This window comes from Bacillus sp. EB V-12 (genome assembly GCF_056158125.1).
The window spans coordinates 24,526-41,925 of sequence record NZ_JBUXJL010000008.1 but is presented as its reverse complement, the minus strand read 5'-3'; the positions used below and the strand labels follow the sequence as shown (position 1 = coordinate 41,925).

The window sequence follows — 17,400 nt, the reverse complement described above, 5'->3', positions numbered from 1 at the left end:
TGCACAAATAGAAAAAAGCTATCTTCTACAAAAGATAGCTTTCATGATGCCGATGAAACCTTAAGTCCAATGACACCCAAAACAATAAAAAGAATACAAAATGCTTGAAATAAACTAATATGCTCTTTAAAAAAGTACACACTAATGATTGTAATAAGTAATGTTCCAACGCCAGACCAAATAGCATAAGCAATACTTAAATGAATCTTTTTCACAACGATGGCAAACACGCTGAAACAAATTCCATAAAACACGAAAATCAGTACACTTGGAACGAGCTTTGTTAAACCATTTGATAGTTTCATCGCAATTGTTCCAGCTACTTCAAAAATAATTGTAACAAGTAATAATAGCCAATATACCATACTAGAATCTCCTTCTCTGTTACCTTATAGAGATTCTAGTATACTACTTATAGTCCCAATGAAATATATTTAATTTCTAAATATTCCTCGATGCCGAAATGGCCTCCTTCACGACCGATACCACTTTCTTTAAATCCACCAAATGGTGCTTGTGCAACTGATGGAAGACCATCGTTTAGACCGATAATACCGTACTCTAACGCTTCACTAATTTGGAATGCTTGGCTAATGTCTTTCGTGAAAATATACGCAGCTAAACCGTATGGTGTATTGTTTGCACGTTCGATTACTTCATCAACTGTTTTAAATTTCGCAACTGGTGCCACTGGCCCAAATGTTTCTTCATTCATACAAAGCATCGTATCATTTGCCAACCCAATTACAGTCGGTTGAATGAAATGTCCCTCTAACTCTACGACCTTTTGACCACCATATAAAACTGTTCCACCTTTTTGAATAGCATCTTCAATATGTTCTTGTACTTTTGAAACTGCATTCTCATCAATAAGTGGCCCGACAGTCGTTCCGTCACCGAAACCGTCTCCTACTTTCAACTGCCCTACTGCCTTTTGGAACTTCTCTACAAATACTTCGTATACTTCTTCTTGAACGAATACTCGGTTTGTACATATACACGTTTGTCCTGCATTACGGAATTTCGAACCAATCACCGCTTCTACTGCTTTATCTAAATCTGCATCATTCATTACGATAAACGGAGCGTGTCCCCCTAACTCAAGCGAAACTTTTTTCATCGTTTGCGCCGCACTAGCCATTAACTCTTTCCCGATTTCCGTTGACCCTGTAAAGGACACTTTTCGAACGCGACCATCTTCCATCCATGTATCAGCAATTGCTTTTGCACTACCTGTTACGATATTGATTACGCCCTTTGGAATATCTGCTTCATGGGCTAATTCAGCTAATTTCAATGCAGTTAATGGCGTTTGACTTGCCGGTTTCACAACGGCTGTACAGCCTGCTGCAAGCGCTGGGGCTACCTTTCTCGTAATCATAGCAGCTGGGAAGTTCCAAGGTGTAATAGCTGCCATAACGCCAACTGGTTGCTTCATAACTAAAATGCGCTTATTCGGATGAGCAGCAGGAATCATTTCACCATATACGCGTTTCCCCTCTTCTGCATACCATTCAACAAAACTGTTTGCATAATTTACTTCACCAAGCGCTTCTGCAAACGGCTTTCCTTGTTCCTTCGTCATAATCGCTGCGATCTCTTCTTTATTTTCATCAATAAGCGTAAACCACTTTTTTAACTTCGTGGCACGATCTGCTGCCGTTAACTTAGACCACGTTTTAAAAGCTTCATGTGCAGCATCAACAGCTTGCTTTGCCTCTGTTACTCCGCCTTTTGGTACAGTTGCAAATATTTCCTTCGTCGCAGGATTATTTACTTCAATTTGTTCTTGTAGTGTAATCCACTCACCATTTATATACATCGCCTTTTTATCTATACTTACGAAAGTCGCCTTTTTATCCAATGTTTTCTTCCTCCTCTATGAACTTCTTAATTTTTCTAGTAGCAGCAGATTGACTAATTTGCAAAAACTCAGCCACTTTATAACTTGATCCATACGTTTTATACGCTTTAAGAATTATATTTCTCTCTACCTCTTCCAGCATTTTATAAAGGCTTTGTCCCGATTGTTCAACTGCAGCCTCTTGCATAGAGAGTGGCAAATCCTCTACCGTTACAACATCATCAACAGTAATAACAATTCTCTCAATTACATTCTCTATTTCTCTATTGTTCCCTTCCCACGGATATCCAACAAACATTTGTAACGTACTCGGCGCTAGTTTCACATCACGTCCGTACTTTTTATTAAAGTGCTGCAAGTAATGATAAATAAGCGGCAAAATATCTTCTGTTCTTTCCCTAAGCGGGGGAATTGCAATTGGAATGACATTCAAACGATAGTATAAATCTTTCCGAAATGTTCCTTGTTTCACCATCTCGCTTAAATCTCTATTTGTTGCCGCCACAATTCGAACATCCACTTTTTTTAATTCTCTTCCGCCTATAGGACGAAATGTTTTTTCTTGCAATACTTGCAAAAGCTTCGCTTGAATTTCAAGCGGCATTTCACCGATTTCATCTAAAAAAAGAGTTCCTTTATGCGCGGATTCTAATAGTCCCTTTTTCCCTTCACGATTCGCACCTGTAAAAGATCCACCTGAATATCCAAAAAGCTCCGATTCAATTAAATTAGTTGGCAATGCCGCACAATTAATTTCATAGAAACTTTCATACTTACGGTGACTCACTTCATGTAAATGGCGTACTAATCGACTTTTTCCTACTCCAGTCTCGCCTAAAACGAGAACAGTACTATCCACTACAGATACTTTTTTGATTGTATCGACTATTTTTTGCATAGCTAGACTTTTAAAAATAAGTCCTTCATGCTCATATGTTTCTCTTAATTCTTTTTTATATGTTTTTAGCTGATTATCCATTTCCTCTACCTTTTGACGTAATTGATAGAGTTCAGTAAGGTCGCGAGAATAACTAATCACTCTTCTTAAATTTCCCTCATCATCAAAAACAGGCCTTGTACGAACGTGTAAATACTCTCCTGATTTTGTAGTTTGAACGAGTTCAATTGGCCTCTTTTTTTCAATCACTTCTAATGTCGCTGATGGATAAAAGATTCCATCCTTTTGTAGTTCTTTTACATGCTTACCAACTAACTCTTCTGCAGCTAGTTGGTAGTGCCTTTCACATGTACTATTTACACGTACAACGATCCCTTGCTCATCTGTAACAAAAATTTCGTCAAACGCATATTCAAATACATCTTTTAAATCCATTAACACTCGTTCCTTTTCTGCAACCATCCTAGCCACCCCTAACTTCAAATCCATCGATCCACTTCACTACCTTTATTATAAAGTGAATTTTCTGCATTTAACATAGAGTCAGCTAGAATGTTTGCTATTTATACTTCAGTTTTTAAACGCGAGCGATGTTTGTTTGCTCATAACAAGCTTGCAATGATTCTTCAATTATTGTTAAACCTTCTTCAAGTTGCTCATCTGTAATAACTAAAGGCATTAACACACGGATAACATTTCCATATGTCCCTGCTGATAATAACAGTAACCCACGCTTATTTGCTTCTGCACATAGATTAGCCGTTAACGTTTTGTCAGGTGCTTTCGTCTTACGATCTTGAACAACCTCAAATGCACACATTGCGCCTAACCCACGCACATCACCGATGCAATGATATTTATTTTTCATCTCTTCGAATCGGTTCATTACGACTTTTCCTAATTCTATCGCTCTATCATTTAATTTCTCATTTTCTATTACATCGAGAACAGCTAATGCAGCCGCACATCCTAATGGACTTCCTGCATACGTTCCACCAAGTTCACCTGGTGCAGACTCATTCATAATTTCTTTACGTCCAATGACACCACTTATCGGTACACCAGCACCTAATGATTTAGACACTGTAATTAAATCTGGAACGACATCATAGTGATCAATTGCAAAATATTTTCCTGTACGACTAAAGCCTGTTTGTATTTCATCCGCTACAAATAAGATGCCGTTCTCTGAACAAATGCGGCGTACTTCTTGAACAAATTTCTTACTTGGGACGATAAATCCACCTTCCCCTTGAACAGGTTCCATTACAACAGCTGCAATTGTTTCTGGTGCTACTTCCGATATGAAGAAGTTCTTAAACTCTTCAATAATAAAATCATCATACTGCTCTTCCGTTAATCCCTCTGGGCGACGGTATTCGTATGGAAATGGCGCTTTATATACTTCTGGAGCAAAGGGACCAAACCCAAATTTATATGGCTTCACTTTACTTGTCATCGTCATTGTCATTAATGTACGCCCGTGGAAACCTTTAGAAAATGCGATAATACCAGGTCTCTTCGTATATTTACGAGCGATTTTCACCGCGTTCTCAACTGCTTCTGCACCACTATTTAAAAACAGGACTTGCTTATCGAAACTTCCTGGTGCCAATGCCGCAAGCTTTTCTGCTAATTCAATATATGGCTCATACATCATGACGTTAAATCCAGTATGAATGTATTGATCGACTTGTTTATGGAGCGCTTCTTTAACCGTTGGATGACAATGCCCTACGTTAATTGTCCCGATTGCTCCTGCAAAATCAATGTACTGATTGCCATCAACATCTGTTACAAGAGCACCATTGGCAGATTGTACAAACGTTGGGATGCCGTTACTTACTCCTTTTGGTACTATATTTTGACGGCGTTCTAATAAAGATGCCGCTTTCGGTCCTGGAATTTGTTCATTTACTTTAGCAAATTTTTTTGTGTTCATTGCGTACCCCATCCTTTTCTTTACATTGTTTTCTCTTTTTATTGCAAAATATATGCCAACTTTCTTTTCTAGCATTTATCCTATATTCTTTGTATCCAGGCATAAAAAATAAGTCTATAAAGACTCATTAAGAGTCTTTATAGACTTATTTTCCTTACACATTAGACTTTTCTTTCTCCCAGAAAAACTCACCCGATTGAGAAATAAACTCTCCAACAGAATCTAAAACTAAATCAGCAAGTGGTTCTAATGTTGGACGGTCTCCTGTACCAGATAGCACCCCAATTGCATAGCAATCGCCATTTTTAGCTAAATGTAAATCAGTTGGCGTATCTCCAACAACCGCAACCTCGCATGATTCTAAATTAAATTTCTCACAAAACACTTCTATAATCTTTTTATCTGGTTTTTGCGCAGGGAATGTATCCGAGGCTATAATATAATCAAAAAAGTTCTCCAACTTATATTGTTTTAAAAATAATTCTGTTGGTGCGAAATCATCCGCCGTGACAACCCCTAATATAAATCCTTTATCTTTTAATGCCTGTAACACTTTCGGTAAGTCTGCTGTCATTTTCATATGCGAACGATGCTCATACATAAGGGAAAATAACTTCTCACTTACCCACTGATGCATCTCTTCTTCTCTAGCAAACTCAATATAATTACAAAGCCCCTTCGCTACATCAAGGCTTGTTCCAGCAGCTATTGCACTCCTTGGATTAACAAATGCTCCCTCTACACCAATCTCTTCTAATAAGGTCTGCCGCATTGTACTTGGTAAATGATATAAACTTATACATTCAGCTACAAGTTCTTCAGCTACTTTTATCCATATTGAATGAAAATCCATTAATGTCCCATCTTTATCAAATAATATCGCCTTTACCTTCTCCATAGCACCCTACCTCTCATTTCTTATCTCTTCCAGTGTATCAATAAAGTATGGATGTAAAATAAAAGAATTGTAAAAATACCATAAAAATCAAACTAACTCCCAATTTACAATTCATTTTAACAAAGTAAAAAAGGATGCCTTTACAGGGCATCCTCTTGATGTTCAGGAACAAATAGTTCTAAACAATGATATATATTTTCGAATTCCATCGGTGCATCTCCACCATACTCACCATCTAAATTAATCATTAGTTTATCTGGTGAATGTACTTTAATTCGGTTCGCTTGTGTATATAACACTTTTGGATTATTAATATGTTCACCACGTTGTGCTTGTGTTGCTGCTTTAATTAAATCAGCGATAGAACCTTTTTTCAGTACTAATAGGTCAAATAACCCATCGTTAATAGATGCATACGGTGCTACCTTTTCAAATCCACCTACTGAACGAGTATTCGTAATTAAAAACATCGTAATTTCTTCTTGTAGTAACTTTCCATCATACTCAATTTCAACATATGTCGGATGCAATGATGGTAACATCTCGATACCTTTTAGGTAATAAGCAAGCTGCCCTAATACTGTCTTTAACTTACTCGGTACTTCGTATGTTAATTCTGTAATACGACCGCCACCAGCGATGTTAATAAAATATGTATCGTTCGCTCTACCAAGGTCTAATGGCACTGTTTTTCCTTCGCAAATAATATCTGCTGCCTCTTCAATAGAACGAGGTACACCAATTGCACGTGCAAAGTCATTTGTCGTTCCAACTGGAATAATTCCAAATTTCGGACGGAATTCATGCCCAACTAAACCGTTTACTACTTCATTTAATGTACCGTCTCCACCAGCCGCAATAACAACATCAAACTTACGATCCGCAGCTTGCCTCGCCGCCACAGTAGCGTCTCCAGGACCCGTTGTCGCATGACAAGATGTCTCATAGCCAGCTTGTTCTAATTTTTGTAATACTTCTGGTAAGCTCTTCTTAAATAGCTCACGCCCAGAAGTAGGATTATAAATAATTCTTGCTCGCTTCATCATTTATTAGCACAGGAAATTTCTTTATGTATCGAAAAAGAACATACTGAACTTCTATTCAGTATTCCCATGCCTACCTCCTCTCATCTTGCTATCCTTCTTTTATCCCGCTCAAACAGGCAGTAAGAACCCGATTCGTGTAGTCCATCAAAAGTAAATATTCATTTCAATGGTTTTTTATTTGACTCCAAAATTTATCCCGCTATTTGCGGGCAGTAAATGCCCGATTGGTGAGGGCTAATAATCAGCTTTGGATGAACCTCCCACTGATTAAAGTTTCACTTTATTTCTATCCATTCTTCCATAAAAATTTACATATAACGAATAATAACTATCTATTATTTCATGAGATGAAAAAAACCTCTATGTTTAGATTTATCATTATTCCCACCTTTTTGCAACTATCATACCATAGTTGCTATACAAACATTTTTCCACTTTTGACAGTTAATCAAACGTTTGTTTAAACGATTTTGTCTCATTTAAACAAACGTTTGATTAACCTAGAAAAACACCCATGTACGGGTGTTTTTCTGCTTAATCTTTAAAAGTCATTACTATTATCGCTTATTAATCTCTTCAAGTAAGATTTTGTTAACAAGCGGTGGATTTGCTTGTCCTTTTGTAGCTTTCATAATTTGACCAACTAAGAAGCCAATTGCACGGTCTTTACCGTTTTTAAAGTCTTCGATAGATTGCTCATTATTATCAAGAATTTCTGTTACAACTTTACGAAGTGTACCCTCGTCAGAAATTTGAACAAGACCTTTCGCTTTAACGATTTCTTCTGGGTCTCCACCTTTTTCAATTAATTCATTAAATACTTTCTTCGCGATTTTAGAAGAAATTGTACCTTTTTCAATTAATTGAACCATTTTAGATAAACCAGCAGGCGTTAATGCAACGTCTTTTAATTCTTTTTGTTGTTTGTTTAAGTATGCAAGTACTTCACCCATTAACCAGTTCGATGTTAATTTCGCATCAGCACCGTCTGCAACAGTTGCTTCAAAGAAATCAGACATCTCTTTCGTTAATGTTAACACGTGTGCATCATAAGCTGGTAAGCCTAGTTCTGCAACGTAGCGAGCTTTACGTGCATCTGGAAGTTCTGGAATAGAAGCTCGAACTGCTTCTTTCCACTCATCATCAATGTAAAGTTCAACTAAGTCTGGCTCCGGGAAGTAACGGTAATCGTCAGATCCTTCTTTCACACGCATTAAGATTGTTTTCTTCGTTGCTTCATCATAACGACGTGTTTCTTGTTGGATGATACCACCAGATAACAGTTCTTTTTCTTGGCGCACTTGCTCATGCTCAAGACCTTTTTGTACGTAAGTGAATGAGTTTAAGTTTTTCAGTTCCGCTTTTGTACCGAACTTCTCTTGTCCAACTGGACGAAGAGAAATGTTCGCATCACAACGTAAGGAACCTTCTTCCATCTTACAATCAGATACACCAGTGTATTGAATGATTGATTTTAACTTCTCTAAGTATGCATATGCTTCTTCTGGCGTACGCATATCTGGCTCAGATACGATCTCGATTAAAGGCATACCTTGACGGTTGTAGTCTACTAATGAACCATCAGCTGTATGCGTTGATTTACCAGCATCTTCTTCTAAATGAAGACGTGTAATACCGATACGTTTCTTTTTACCGTCTACTTCGATTTCAATCCAACCATTTTCACCAATTGGCTTATCAAATTGAGAGATTTGGTAAGCTTTCGGGTTATCTGGATAGAAATAGTTTTTACGGTCAAACTTCGTTTCCGTTGCGATTTCACAGTTTAATGCCATTGCAGCTTTCATCGCAAAGTTAACTGCTTCTTTATTTAAAGTAGGAAGTACCCCTGGGTATCCTAAGTCAATTACACTTGTTTGTGTATTTGGCTCCGCTCCGAATTCTGTTGGACTCGCAGAGAAAATTTTCGAATTTGTTTTTAACTCAACGTGAACCTCTAAACCAATAATTGTTTCTAAATTCATCTATGCTCGCCTCCTTACAGACTTGCTTTTTTTGTATGATAGTCTGTTGCTTGCTCAAACGCATGTGCAACGCGGTAAATTGTCGCTTCATCGAAGTGTTTACCAATGATTTGTAGACCAAGTGGCATGTTGTTAGCACCGAATCCACATGGAACTGAAATCGCTGGAACACCCGCTAAGTTTACTGGGATTGTTAAAATGTCATTTGCATACATTGTCATTGGATCGTCAACTTTTTCTCCCACTTTAAATGCCGGAGTTGGTGTTGTTGGTCCAATAATAACATCATAGTTAGCAAATACGTTTTCAAAGTCGTTCTTAATTAATGTACGTACTTGTTGTGCTTTTTTGTAATATGCATCATAGTAACCAGAGCTAAGAGCAAATGTACCAAGCATAATACGACGTTTAACTTCATCACCGAAACCTTCACTACGTGTGTTTTTGTAAAGATCTAATAAGTTATTTACATTATCAGAACGAACACCGTAACGCACGCCATCAAAGCGTGAAAGGTTAGCAGATGCTTCAGAAGAAGATAGTAAGTAATACGTTGCTAGAGCGTATTTAGAGTGTGGAAGAGATACTTCCTCCCAAGTTGCGCCCATACCTTCTAATACTTTTAAAGCAGCTAGTACTGACTCACGAGCTTCTTCGCCAACACCTTCGCCTAAGTATTCTTTCGGTACAGCAATGCGTAAACCTTTAACATCGCCTGTTAAACCAGCTAAATAGTTTCCAACTTCAACGTTTGCAGAAGTTGCATCCATGCGGTCAATACCTGAAATAGCTTGTAATAAGTATGCATTGTCTTCTACTGTACGTGTAATCGGTCCGATTTGGTCAAGTGAAGATGCGAATGCTACTAATCCGTAACGAGATACGCGTCCGTAAGTTGGTTTTAAACCTACAACACCGCAATATGCAGCTGGCTGACGGATAGAACCACCCGTATCAGAACCTAGAGAGAATAGTACTTCTCCTGCTGCTACAGCTGCTGCAGAACCACCACTAGATCCGCCTGGAACGTAATCTAAGTTCCATGGGTTTTTCGTAGCGTAGAATCCTGAGTTTTCATTTGAAGAACCCATTGCGAACTCGTCCATGTTTAATTTACCGATTGTAATTGTGTCAGCAGCTTTTAGCTTTTGCACAACTGTCGCATCATAAATTGGATCGAAGTTTGCTAATATTTTGCTTGCACAAGTTGTACGAAGACCGTTAGTTACAATGTTATCTTTTACACCAATTGGCATACCGAATAATAAACCATTATCTTCAGCGCCGATTTTTGCATCTAATTCTTTCGCTTTTGCGCGTGCATTTTCTTCATCTAATGTAAGAAAAGCTTTTACGTTATCTTCAACATCCGCAATACGTTTGTAAGATTCTTCTACTAAATCCGTAACGGAAATTTCTTTGTTGTTTAACTTCTTATGTAACTCTGATACTGAATGATCAAATAATGACATCGAAATTCCCCTCCTCTATTCTAATACTGCTGGAACACGGATTTGATTATCTTTGTGATCCGGTGCATTTTTTAATACTTCTTCAACTGGTAAACCTTTTTCTGGTACATCTTCACGCATAACATTTTTCATAGTTAATACATGAGTTGTTGGTTTTACATCTGTTGTATCTAATTCATTTAACTGTTCTGCAAATGTAACAATTGCATCTAGTTGTTTTTGAAATTTTTCTGCTTCTTGATCAGTAATTGCAAGACGTGCTAAATGTGCTACGTGCTTTACATTCTCAACGGAAATTCTTGACACGGCTAGGCCACCTCCATAATATATCGTTCAATCTACAATACTATTGATGATACCAAATTTTCAGTACTTCAAGCAAGTCAACACAGAGTACTTACGCCATTTTTACATAAAAAAAGAAAGGCAAATGCCTTTCTTTACAATTTACTCTTTATCTAACGGTTTATTTTTTGGAAATCTCTCGTTATCTTCTTCATTATCACGAATTGTTTTTTGTAATACAAAACAAGACATCGTTAAAAATAATGTTCCAATTAAATAGTATCCTTTTACACTAAGCGTTTCATCTAACGTATAAATCCCAATTAGCATACCTGAAAGCGCACAAACAAATGAAGTCCATGCTAAAAATGTGAACGCTTGCGTATTACGTCTTCTCATCGTTCTCCCCCTCGTTAGCTGTATACCCATTATAGATAAGTATATTTACCATGATGGATTTTTATGTAAATTCTAGTTTTATATTTATAAATCTATCATAAAAGAATACTATTTTAAAGAAAGTTTTCTGTCTAATCTGAAAAAATAATTAAAATCATTGACAATTTTTTCTATTCTACATAAAATAAAAATAAATATTACGAACCTCGAAATATACGGGAGTGGAATTAATTGTTGCAATATGAACATTTTTTAGACTTACTGCTAGATAACGCCAAGAAACTTTTCTATCCTGAAGAATGGGTAAGCCTAGATTTAACACTTTCTAAAACAGAAGTATTTTGTTTACTTTGGATGGAACGAAATACAGATATTACAATGACGAAAATTGCTGACCTTCTTGATATACCGATGAGTACAACGACGGGCGTTGTAAATCGCCTTGTAAAAAAGGGATATATTGAGCGCTACCGTGATGAAAACGACCGACGTATTGTATTAATTCGGTTAACAGAAAACGGCGTAATGCTCGTTCAAGAAGTAAAACAAAATGCAGCCCACTACTTTAGCTTAGTGACAGAAGCATTGTCAGAAGAAGAAAAAGCATTCTTACTACAAATCTTCCAAAAGATTATGAATCACATTGCTACGTCACAGCAAAAAACAGAAGAAAAAGTTTCTACACCTAAAATGAAAAACATTCCGATTGAATAAAACCCTATCTGGGTTTTTATTCAATCATTTACTTCGACACTCGTAATATTCGATATTCGAAACAAAGGAGATATGAATGATGAGAATTATTTTGTATACAGGTAAAGGCGGCGTAGGAAAAACTAGCATTTCAGCAGCAACAGCAATTCAAAGCGCAAAACAAGGATTAAAAACTTTAGTCATGAGTACAGATCCCGCTCATAGTTTAGGAGATTCATTTGGTATAAAGCTATCTTCTGAGCCATTAGAAATTCGTGAAAATTTGTGGGCACAAGAAATTAATACGATTTATGAGATGGAAAAAGGATGGGGAAAATTACAGAAATATATTACACTACTCTTCACTTCCAAAGCAGCCGATGATATTACAACAGAAGAATTAACGATGTTTCCTGGTATGGAAGATTTAATTAGCTTACTTCGCGTACTCGATTATTATAAACAAAACACATATGATGTTATCATTATTGATTGTGCTCCAACAGGAGAAACATTAGCAATGCTAAGCTTTCCAGACATGCTCGGCTGGTGGATGGAAAAATTGTTTCCTATTAAAAGAAAAGTTTTAAAAGTCGTTCGTCCTGTAGCTCAACCACTCCTTGGTGTCCCTCTTCCAACCGATGATATTATGGACGAATTAACAAATACACTTGAACAGCTCGGAGAAATGAGAGATATTTTATCAAACCGAGAAGTAACAAGTATCCGCATCGTTGTAAATCCTGAAAAAATGGTCATTAAAGAAGCTCAGCGTAGCTTTACTTATTTAAATTTATACGATTATAACGTAGATGCCATTATGATTAACCGCGTCATCCCTAACACTGTCACCGATCCTTATTTTCAGGCATGGAAAGATACACAGAAGAAATATAAAACATTAATTCAAGATAGTTTTCAACCCCTTCCTATTTACGAAGCTCCAATGTTTGAACAAGAAGTTGTTGGTTTGTCTATGTTAGAACGTGTAGGAGATTCTTTATTTAAAACTGATCATTCCCCTACAGAAGTGAAATTTAACGGGCGCACTCAATATGTAAAAAAGGATGGCGATGAGTATATTTTCGTTCTGTCCATTCCCTTCTCAAACAAAAGTGAACTTTCCTTAAATCAAAAAGGTGATGAACTTATTATTCGAGCGGGTTCTGTTAAACGGAACATCACGTTACCAAAAACATTAACACACCTTTCTATTCAAGGAGCAAAATTTGATGAAGATGTACTAAATATTCGGTTTGGAGGTGTAGTCCATGCATGAGGAATTACTACGAAGGGTAATTCGTACAAAAGTAAAAGTCGGGATGCATATATTAGAAGAGCTACCTAATCCAATCCAGCAATCCGCTAAGCAAATATTAAATATTTTACAAGAGGAACTAGCTGCTTATCTGAAAGAACGAGAGCATCATGAAGTTAATTTAAAAAATATCATAATTGAATAACCATCTCTGTATAGAGGGCCTTTTTTTGGGCTTTCTATACTTTATTGGAGTGATGTAAATTGATGAAAAAACATTCGACTACTATACTCTGGATCATTCCCTTATTATTTTTCATTCATAACCTTGAAGAAGCTTTCCAAATGCCACAATACCTTGCTAATCAATTTTCAATCCGTCTTATAACTAGCCAACAATTTTTCATTGCCATTTCCGTATTAACAATCTTTGTATTACTTATCGTCTTTCTATATCAACTTAACTTCTTGTCTTCTATATGCTGGATTATTTTTATACAAGGGGCCATCTTCTTCAACTCTGTTCAACATATTATTTTGTTTTTCATTTATCGCTCCTATAACCCCGGCGTCATATCAGCATTTTTCATTACTCTCTTTTCTATTTTCTTTTTTTTATCCAAAAAACACTTAATTCATCAAAAGCAATTCGTAATTACACTCCTTTTCAGCTTATTTTCTTATCCCATTATAATTTGGATTACCTTACTGTTCGCTAGCTATTTTCATTCATAAAAAAAGACCAGGAAAACTCCTGGTCCATTACTCTACTTAACAAACATTGGATTCTACGTTATACAAAATTGGAAGGTACAGAATTAGGGTTTGTTTGTTAAGTTTATATGTTGAACGAACTAACAGCGGAGGGGTTCCTTCTGTTAGTCCATTAAACCCAATAATTATTTTACGATTTTTTCAAGCTCCTCAAGTGAAAGATCTACTGAAATTGAACCATCATTTGTTTCTTTCTTAATTGCATCTGTTACTTCTTTTGAATGGTATAATTCAATTACTTTTTTCAGTGTTGGATCATCTTTATCTTTCGTACGAGCTGCGAAAATATTAATATAAGGCTTCGCATTTTCATTCTTTGGATCTTCTAAGAAAATAGGATCCTTCGCTGGATCTAATCCAGCTTGACCAGCAACACCGTTATTAATAACTGATGCCGCTACATCTTTTAACACACGAGGTGTTTGCTGTGCGATAACCGGTGTAATTTTTAATTTCTTCGGATTTTCAGCAATACCACTTGGATCTCCAAATAGACCAAAATCCTTTTTCAGCTTTAATAATCCAGCTGCATCAAGAAGTTTTAATGCACGTGCTTGGTTCGTTGGATCGTTTGGAATTGCAATTTCTGAACCATCTGGGATTTCATTTGATTTCTTATATTTTTCAGAGTATAAACCCATTGGTGCAATTTGTGTTGTACCAACAGCTGTAATATCTAACTTATGTTCCTTTTTAAATTGCTCTAAGAACGCAATATGCTGGAATGAGTTTAGTTCAATATCTCCATCAGCTAACGCTTTATTTGGCGTTGTGTAATCGGAGAACTCCACCAGTTTAATCTTAATCCCTTCTTTTTCAGCTTTTTTCTTCAAAATTTCCCAAGCGTCTCCATCCGTTCCAGTTACACCGACGCGAACTACTTTTTCTTTCGCTCCTGCACCCGTGTCTCCACTTGAGCAGCCGCTTAATGCTGAGACTCCTACAATCGCTGATAATGCAAATGCTAAAATTTTCTTCATTTTCTTTTCCTCTCTTCCTTTTTATGATCTGCGTAACAAGACTTTCGCAAAGTAATTCCCTAAATTTTGAGCTATCTGTACGAGAATAATAAGTAACACGACCGTTACGAACATAACTGATGTATCAAAACGTTGATAACCATATGTCATTGCTAAATCACCAAGACCGCCACCACCGACAAGCCCAGCAACTGCAGAAAATTCAATTAAACCAACTGTCATAAATGTGACACCTAAGATTAATGGTGCTAACGCTTCTGGTACAAGGATTTCAAAAACAATTCTAATTGGCGAGGCGCCCATTGCTTGCGCTGCTTCAATTACTCCTTTCGGAACGGAAACAAGGTTTGTTTCAACCATTCTAGCAATACCAATTGATGCGACTAAGGTCATCGGGAAAATTGCTGCTGCTGTTCCAATCGTCGTTCCGATAACACTTCTCGTTAGTGGACTTAACGCTACTAAAAAGATAATGAATGGTACCGGACGAATTGTATTAATTATGATGTTAAGAATAGAAAAGACCCATTTATTTTCTAAAAAGTTTCCTTTTCTCGTTACATATAAAAGTAAACCTAGCGGTATACCAAGAATTGTAGCAAATATAAGGGTTACAATTACCATTAAGAGGGTATCCCCCGTCGCATCTAGTATGCGCGGCCAAAATATACTCCAATCAACTCGCATGAGCTTCTACCTCCTTCAGCTGCACTTGCAGTCTTAGATGTTGTAATGCTTTTTGAATTTCCCTCTGCTCCCCTTGCAACTCTACAAGAAGATTTCCAAATAGCACATTTTGAAGTTCAATAATATTTCCGTACAGTACATTTACATCGACGTTATAGTTTTTTGCGATATATGATAGTACCGGCTGTCCTGTCTCCTCACCAGTAAATGTTAGACGATAAATTTGACCACCATTTTGAATTTTCGCTAGAACACTTTCCGGTAAATGATCATTAATGACAGAACGTACAAAGTTTTGAGTCGTCTTTGTTTTTGGTTGCGTGAAAACATCAAACAGTTTTCCTTCTTCAATAACTTTTCCCTTCTCCATTACAGCTACACGGTGACAAATTTCTTTCACAACATGCATTTCATGTGTAATAAGAAGAATTGTTAAATTGTATTCTCTATTTACTTTCTTTAATAAGTTTAGAATTTCTGTCGTTGTTTCTGGATCTAAGGCTGATGTTGCCTCATCACATATAAGAATATCTGGCGATGTCGCAAGTGCTCTAGCAATGCCCACACGTTGCTTTTGTCCACCTGATAGCTGCTCTGGGTAATAGTTTGCTTTATCTTCTAACCCTACAAACTTCAGCAGTTCATTTACTCTTTCTTTTATCTCATTCTTTGGTACTTTCGCTAACTTTAATGGATAAGCAATATTTCCAAATACTGTTCTTGAATTAAATAAATTAAAACTTTGAAAGATCATTCCGATTCTTTGTCTTAGTTTACGTAATTCTTTCGTCGATAATGATGTAATATCTTTATCATCTATTGAAATCGTTCCTGCCGTCGGTCTCTCTAACATATTTACTAGGCGTAATAACGTACTCTTTCCAGCGCCACTAAAACCGATAATGCCAAAAATTTCGCCTTTCTCAACTGATAATGTTACATCCTCTACCGCATGAACAGATTGCCCAGCTGATTCATACACTTTACTTACATTGTTAAAAGAAATCATTTTTTCCCCTCCTATATGCTGTAAAAACTTGAAGCAGAGCTTTCGAGGTAAAATAAAAAGTGCTCTCCTTCTTATCAACCATAAAGATAAGAAGGAGAGCACTTATATGTACTCATTCACATCTTCTCATCTTCCAAGCCTTTATATGGCTTGCTGGAGTTAGCACGGTATTAAAAAAACCCGTTGCTGAGGTATCGTAGGGCCAGTCCCTCCACCTCTCTGGATAAGAATGTATCGATTTAATTGTCGTTTAATTAATTCTCATTATAGAACTCAGAATAATAAGAGTCAATACATTTTTTAGAAAAATATTAATTATTCCTTTATTAAAATTTTCAGATGAAAATTCATGAGAAAATAGTAACTTTCAAGGTTATTTAAAATTCTTCTTCCTCATATTTTTAAACAGGAGAATCTTCTCTACGAATTGAATAAATTTATTTGAATATGAAACTCGGAGGAAGATAAATATATGAAAACAGCTCTTTTACTCATCGATATTCAAAACGATTATTTTCCAAATGGAAAGATGGAATTGCGTAATCCAGTAGAAGCAAGCGAATATGCTAATCAGTTATTACAACACTTTAGAACAAACAGCGAACCTATTTTTCATATCCAACACGTAGCTATAAAAGATGGCGCTACTTTTTTCCTACCTAATACAGAAGGTGTACATATTCACGAAAGCGTACGTCCACTTAGAGAAGAAACAGTTATAGTCAAACATTATCCAAATAGCTTCCGAGAAACTAATCTTCTAGAGCAATTAAAACGTTTAAATATTGAACATGTCGTTGTATGTGGGATGATGACTCATATGTGTATCGATGCTACAGTAAGGGCTGCATTCGATTTTGGCTTTCAATGTACCGTTATACATGATGCTTGTGCTACAAAAGACCTTTCTTTTAAGAACGCTACTATACCAGCTGTTTACATTCACAATACAATTTTAGCTAGTTTAAATGGTGTATATGCAAATGTAATAAGCACGCAAGAATTTTTAGCTACATAAAAAAACACTCCTTTCAGTGAGCAAAACCGAAAGGAGTGTTCCTTGTCGAACCATAGATTTTCTTTCAAATTGTATTATACAGGAAATTCTCAAAATGAATACTAAAAAATATGACTAATAAGTCAACTTTTCTCATCATTTTATTTCTGTTCGCATGTTTATCCCGCTATTAATAGGTTTTAGCTCATTCCC

The 17,400-nt window shown here is 36.4% G+C and carries 18 protein-coding genes and 1 riboswitch; of the genes, 5 read left to right on the top strand and 13 right to left on the bottom strand.

The features are described 5' to 3' along the window. Positions 1–41 precede the first annotated feature (41 nt). From ACZDYH_RS22020 to ACZDYH_RS21975, 10 genes are all read right to left on the bottom strand, one after another. On the bottom strand, positions 42–365 hold the full coding sequence (locus ACZDYH_RS22020; RefSeq protein ID WP_000263262.1) for a DMT family transporter: 324 nt from the start codon (positions 363–365) through the stop codon (positions 42–44). A gap of 47 nt (positions 366–412) precedes the next feature. Then, entirely contained in the window at positions 413–1,864 is a 1,452-nt protein-coding gene (gabD, locus tag ACZDYH_RS22015; protein WP_044306511.1) for an NADP-dependent succinate-semialdehyde dehydrogenase, read from the bottom strand. Then, complete coding sequence (locus ACZDYH_RS22010) at positions 1,857–3,224, bottom strand: sigma-54 interaction domain-containing protein (RefSeq protein ID WP_000225146.1); 1,368 nt, start codon at positions 3,222–3,224, stop codon at positions 1,857–1,859. The genes gabD and ACZDYH_RS22010 overlap by 8 nt, the downstream gene beginning before the upstream one ends. Before the next feature lie 115 nt (positions 3,225–3,339). Next, entirely contained in the window at positions 3,340–4,704 is a 1,365-nt protein-coding gene (gene gabT, locus ACZDYH_RS22005; RefSeq protein WP_001093019.1) for a 4-aminobutyrate--2-oxoglutarate transaminase, read from the bottom strand. 154 nt (positions 4,705–4,858) lie between these two features. After that, positions 4,859–5,602 (bottom strand): HAD family hydrolase, encoded by a 744-nt coding sequence (locus tag ACZDYH_RS22000; RefSeq protein WP_088362285.1) that lies wholly within the window; start codon positions 5,600–5,602, stop codon positions 4,859–4,861. Positions 5,603–5,742: 140 nt separating this feature from the next. Further along, positions 5,743–6,648: a diacylglycerol kinase gene (locus ACZDYH_RS21995; RefSeq protein ID WP_000977679.1), complete on the bottom strand. Its 906-nt coding sequence runs from the start codon at positions 6,646–6,648 to the stop codon at positions 5,743–5,745. A 557-nt stretch (positions 6,649–7,205) separates the two neighbouring features. Beyond that, positions 7,206–8,633 (bottom strand): Asp-tRNA(Asn)/Glu-tRNA(Gln) amidotransferase subunit GatB, encoded by a 1,428-nt coding sequence (gatB, locus tag ACZDYH_RS21990; protein ID WP_001047685.1) that lies wholly within the window; start codon positions 8,631–8,633, stop codon positions 7,206–7,208. A gap of 14 nt (positions 8,634–8,647) precedes the next feature. Continuing rightward, a complete protein-coding gene (gatA, locus tag ACZDYH_RS21985; RefSeq protein WP_000051433.1) occupies positions 8,648–10,105 on the bottom strand; it encodes an Asp-tRNA(Asn)/Glu-tRNA(Gln) amidotransferase subunit GatA in 1,458 nt (485 codons plus the stop codon). 15 nt (positions 10,106–10,120) lie between these two features. Beyond that, complete coding sequence (gatC, locus tag ACZDYH_RS21980; RefSeq protein WP_000086999.1) at positions 10,121–10,411, bottom strand: Asp-tRNA(Asn)/Glu-tRNA(Gln) amidotransferase subunit GatC; 291 nt, start codon at positions 10,409–10,411, stop codon at positions 10,121–10,123. A gap of 141 nt (positions 10,412–10,552) precedes the next feature. Beyond that, entirely contained in the window at positions 10,553–10,789 is a 237-nt protein-coding gene (locus ACZDYH_RS21975; protein WP_001254393.1) for a YiaA/YiaB family inner membrane protein, read from the bottom strand. Positions 10,790–11,020: 231 nt separating this feature from the next. Between ACZDYH_RS21975 and ACZDYH_RS21970 the strand changes: the two genes are divergently transcribed. The 4 genes from ACZDYH_RS21970 (at position 11,021) to ACZDYH_RS21955 (ending at position 13,475) form a co-directional block, all read left to right on the top strand. Further along, entirely contained in the window at positions 11,021–11,503 is a 483-nt protein-coding gene (locus tag ACZDYH_RS21970; protein WP_000942482.1) for a MarR family winged helix-turn-helix transcriptional regulator, read from the top strand. Between the two features lie 76 nt (positions 11,504–11,579). Further along, complete coding sequence (locus ACZDYH_RS21965; RefSeq protein ID WP_088362284.1) at positions 11,580–12,761, top strand: ArsA family ATPase; 1,182 nt, start codon at positions 11,580–11,582, stop codon at positions 12,759–12,761. Beyond that, on the top strand, positions 12,754–12,945 hold the full coding sequence (locus tag ACZDYH_RS21960) for a DUF3926 domain-containing protein (RefSeq protein WP_000544105.1): 192 nt from the start codon (positions 12,754–12,756) through the stop codon (positions 12,943–12,945). The genes ACZDYH_RS21965 and ACZDYH_RS21960 overlap by 8 nt, the downstream gene beginning before the upstream one ends. 62 nt (positions 12,946–13,007) lie before the next feature. Next, complete coding sequence (locus ACZDYH_RS21955; RefSeq protein WP_002182395.1) at positions 13,008–13,475, top strand: HXXEE domain-containing protein; 468 nt, start codon at positions 13,008–13,010, stop codon at positions 13,473–13,475. Between the two features lie 164 nt (positions 13,476–13,639). On the opposite strand, the gene ACZDYH_RS21950 is transcribed toward ACZDYH_RS21955, so the two are convergent. The 3 genes from ACZDYH_RS21950 to ACZDYH_RS21940 are packed head-to-tail and all read right to left on the bottom strand — an operon-like array spanning position 13,640 to position 16,190. Next, entirely contained in the window at positions 13,640–14,494 is an 855-nt protein-coding gene (locus ACZDYH_RS21950) for a MetQ/NlpA family ABC transporter substrate-binding protein (RefSeq protein ID WP_000721599.1), read from the bottom strand. A 21-nt stretch (positions 14,495–14,515) separates the two neighbouring features. Continuing rightward, positions 14,516–15,181 (bottom strand): methionine ABC transporter permease, encoded by a 666-nt coding sequence (locus ACZDYH_RS21945; protein ID WP_001261865.1) that lies wholly within the window; start codon positions 15,179–15,181, stop codon positions 14,516–14,518. Beyond that, positions 15,171–16,190 (bottom strand): methionine ABC transporter ATP-binding protein, encoded by a 1,020-nt coding sequence (locus ACZDYH_RS21940; protein WP_000622969.1) that lies wholly within the window; start codon positions 16,188–16,190, stop codon positions 15,171–15,173. The genes ACZDYH_RS21945 and ACZDYH_RS21940 overlap by 11 nt, the downstream gene beginning before the upstream one ends. A gap of 123 nt (positions 16,191–16,313) precedes the next feature. Continuing rightward, positions 16,314–16,420, bottom strand: a riboswitch (SAM riboswitch). A 242-nt stretch (positions 16,421–16,662) separates the two neighbouring features. Between ACZDYH_RS21940 and ACZDYH_RS21935 the strand changes: the two genes are divergently transcribed. After that, positions 16,663–17,208 (top strand): cysteine hydrolase family protein, encoded by a 546-nt coding sequence (locus tag ACZDYH_RS21935; protein WP_088362283.1) that lies wholly within the window; start codon positions 16,663–16,665, stop codon positions 17,206–17,208. Positions 17,209–17,400 lie beyond the last annotated feature (192 nt).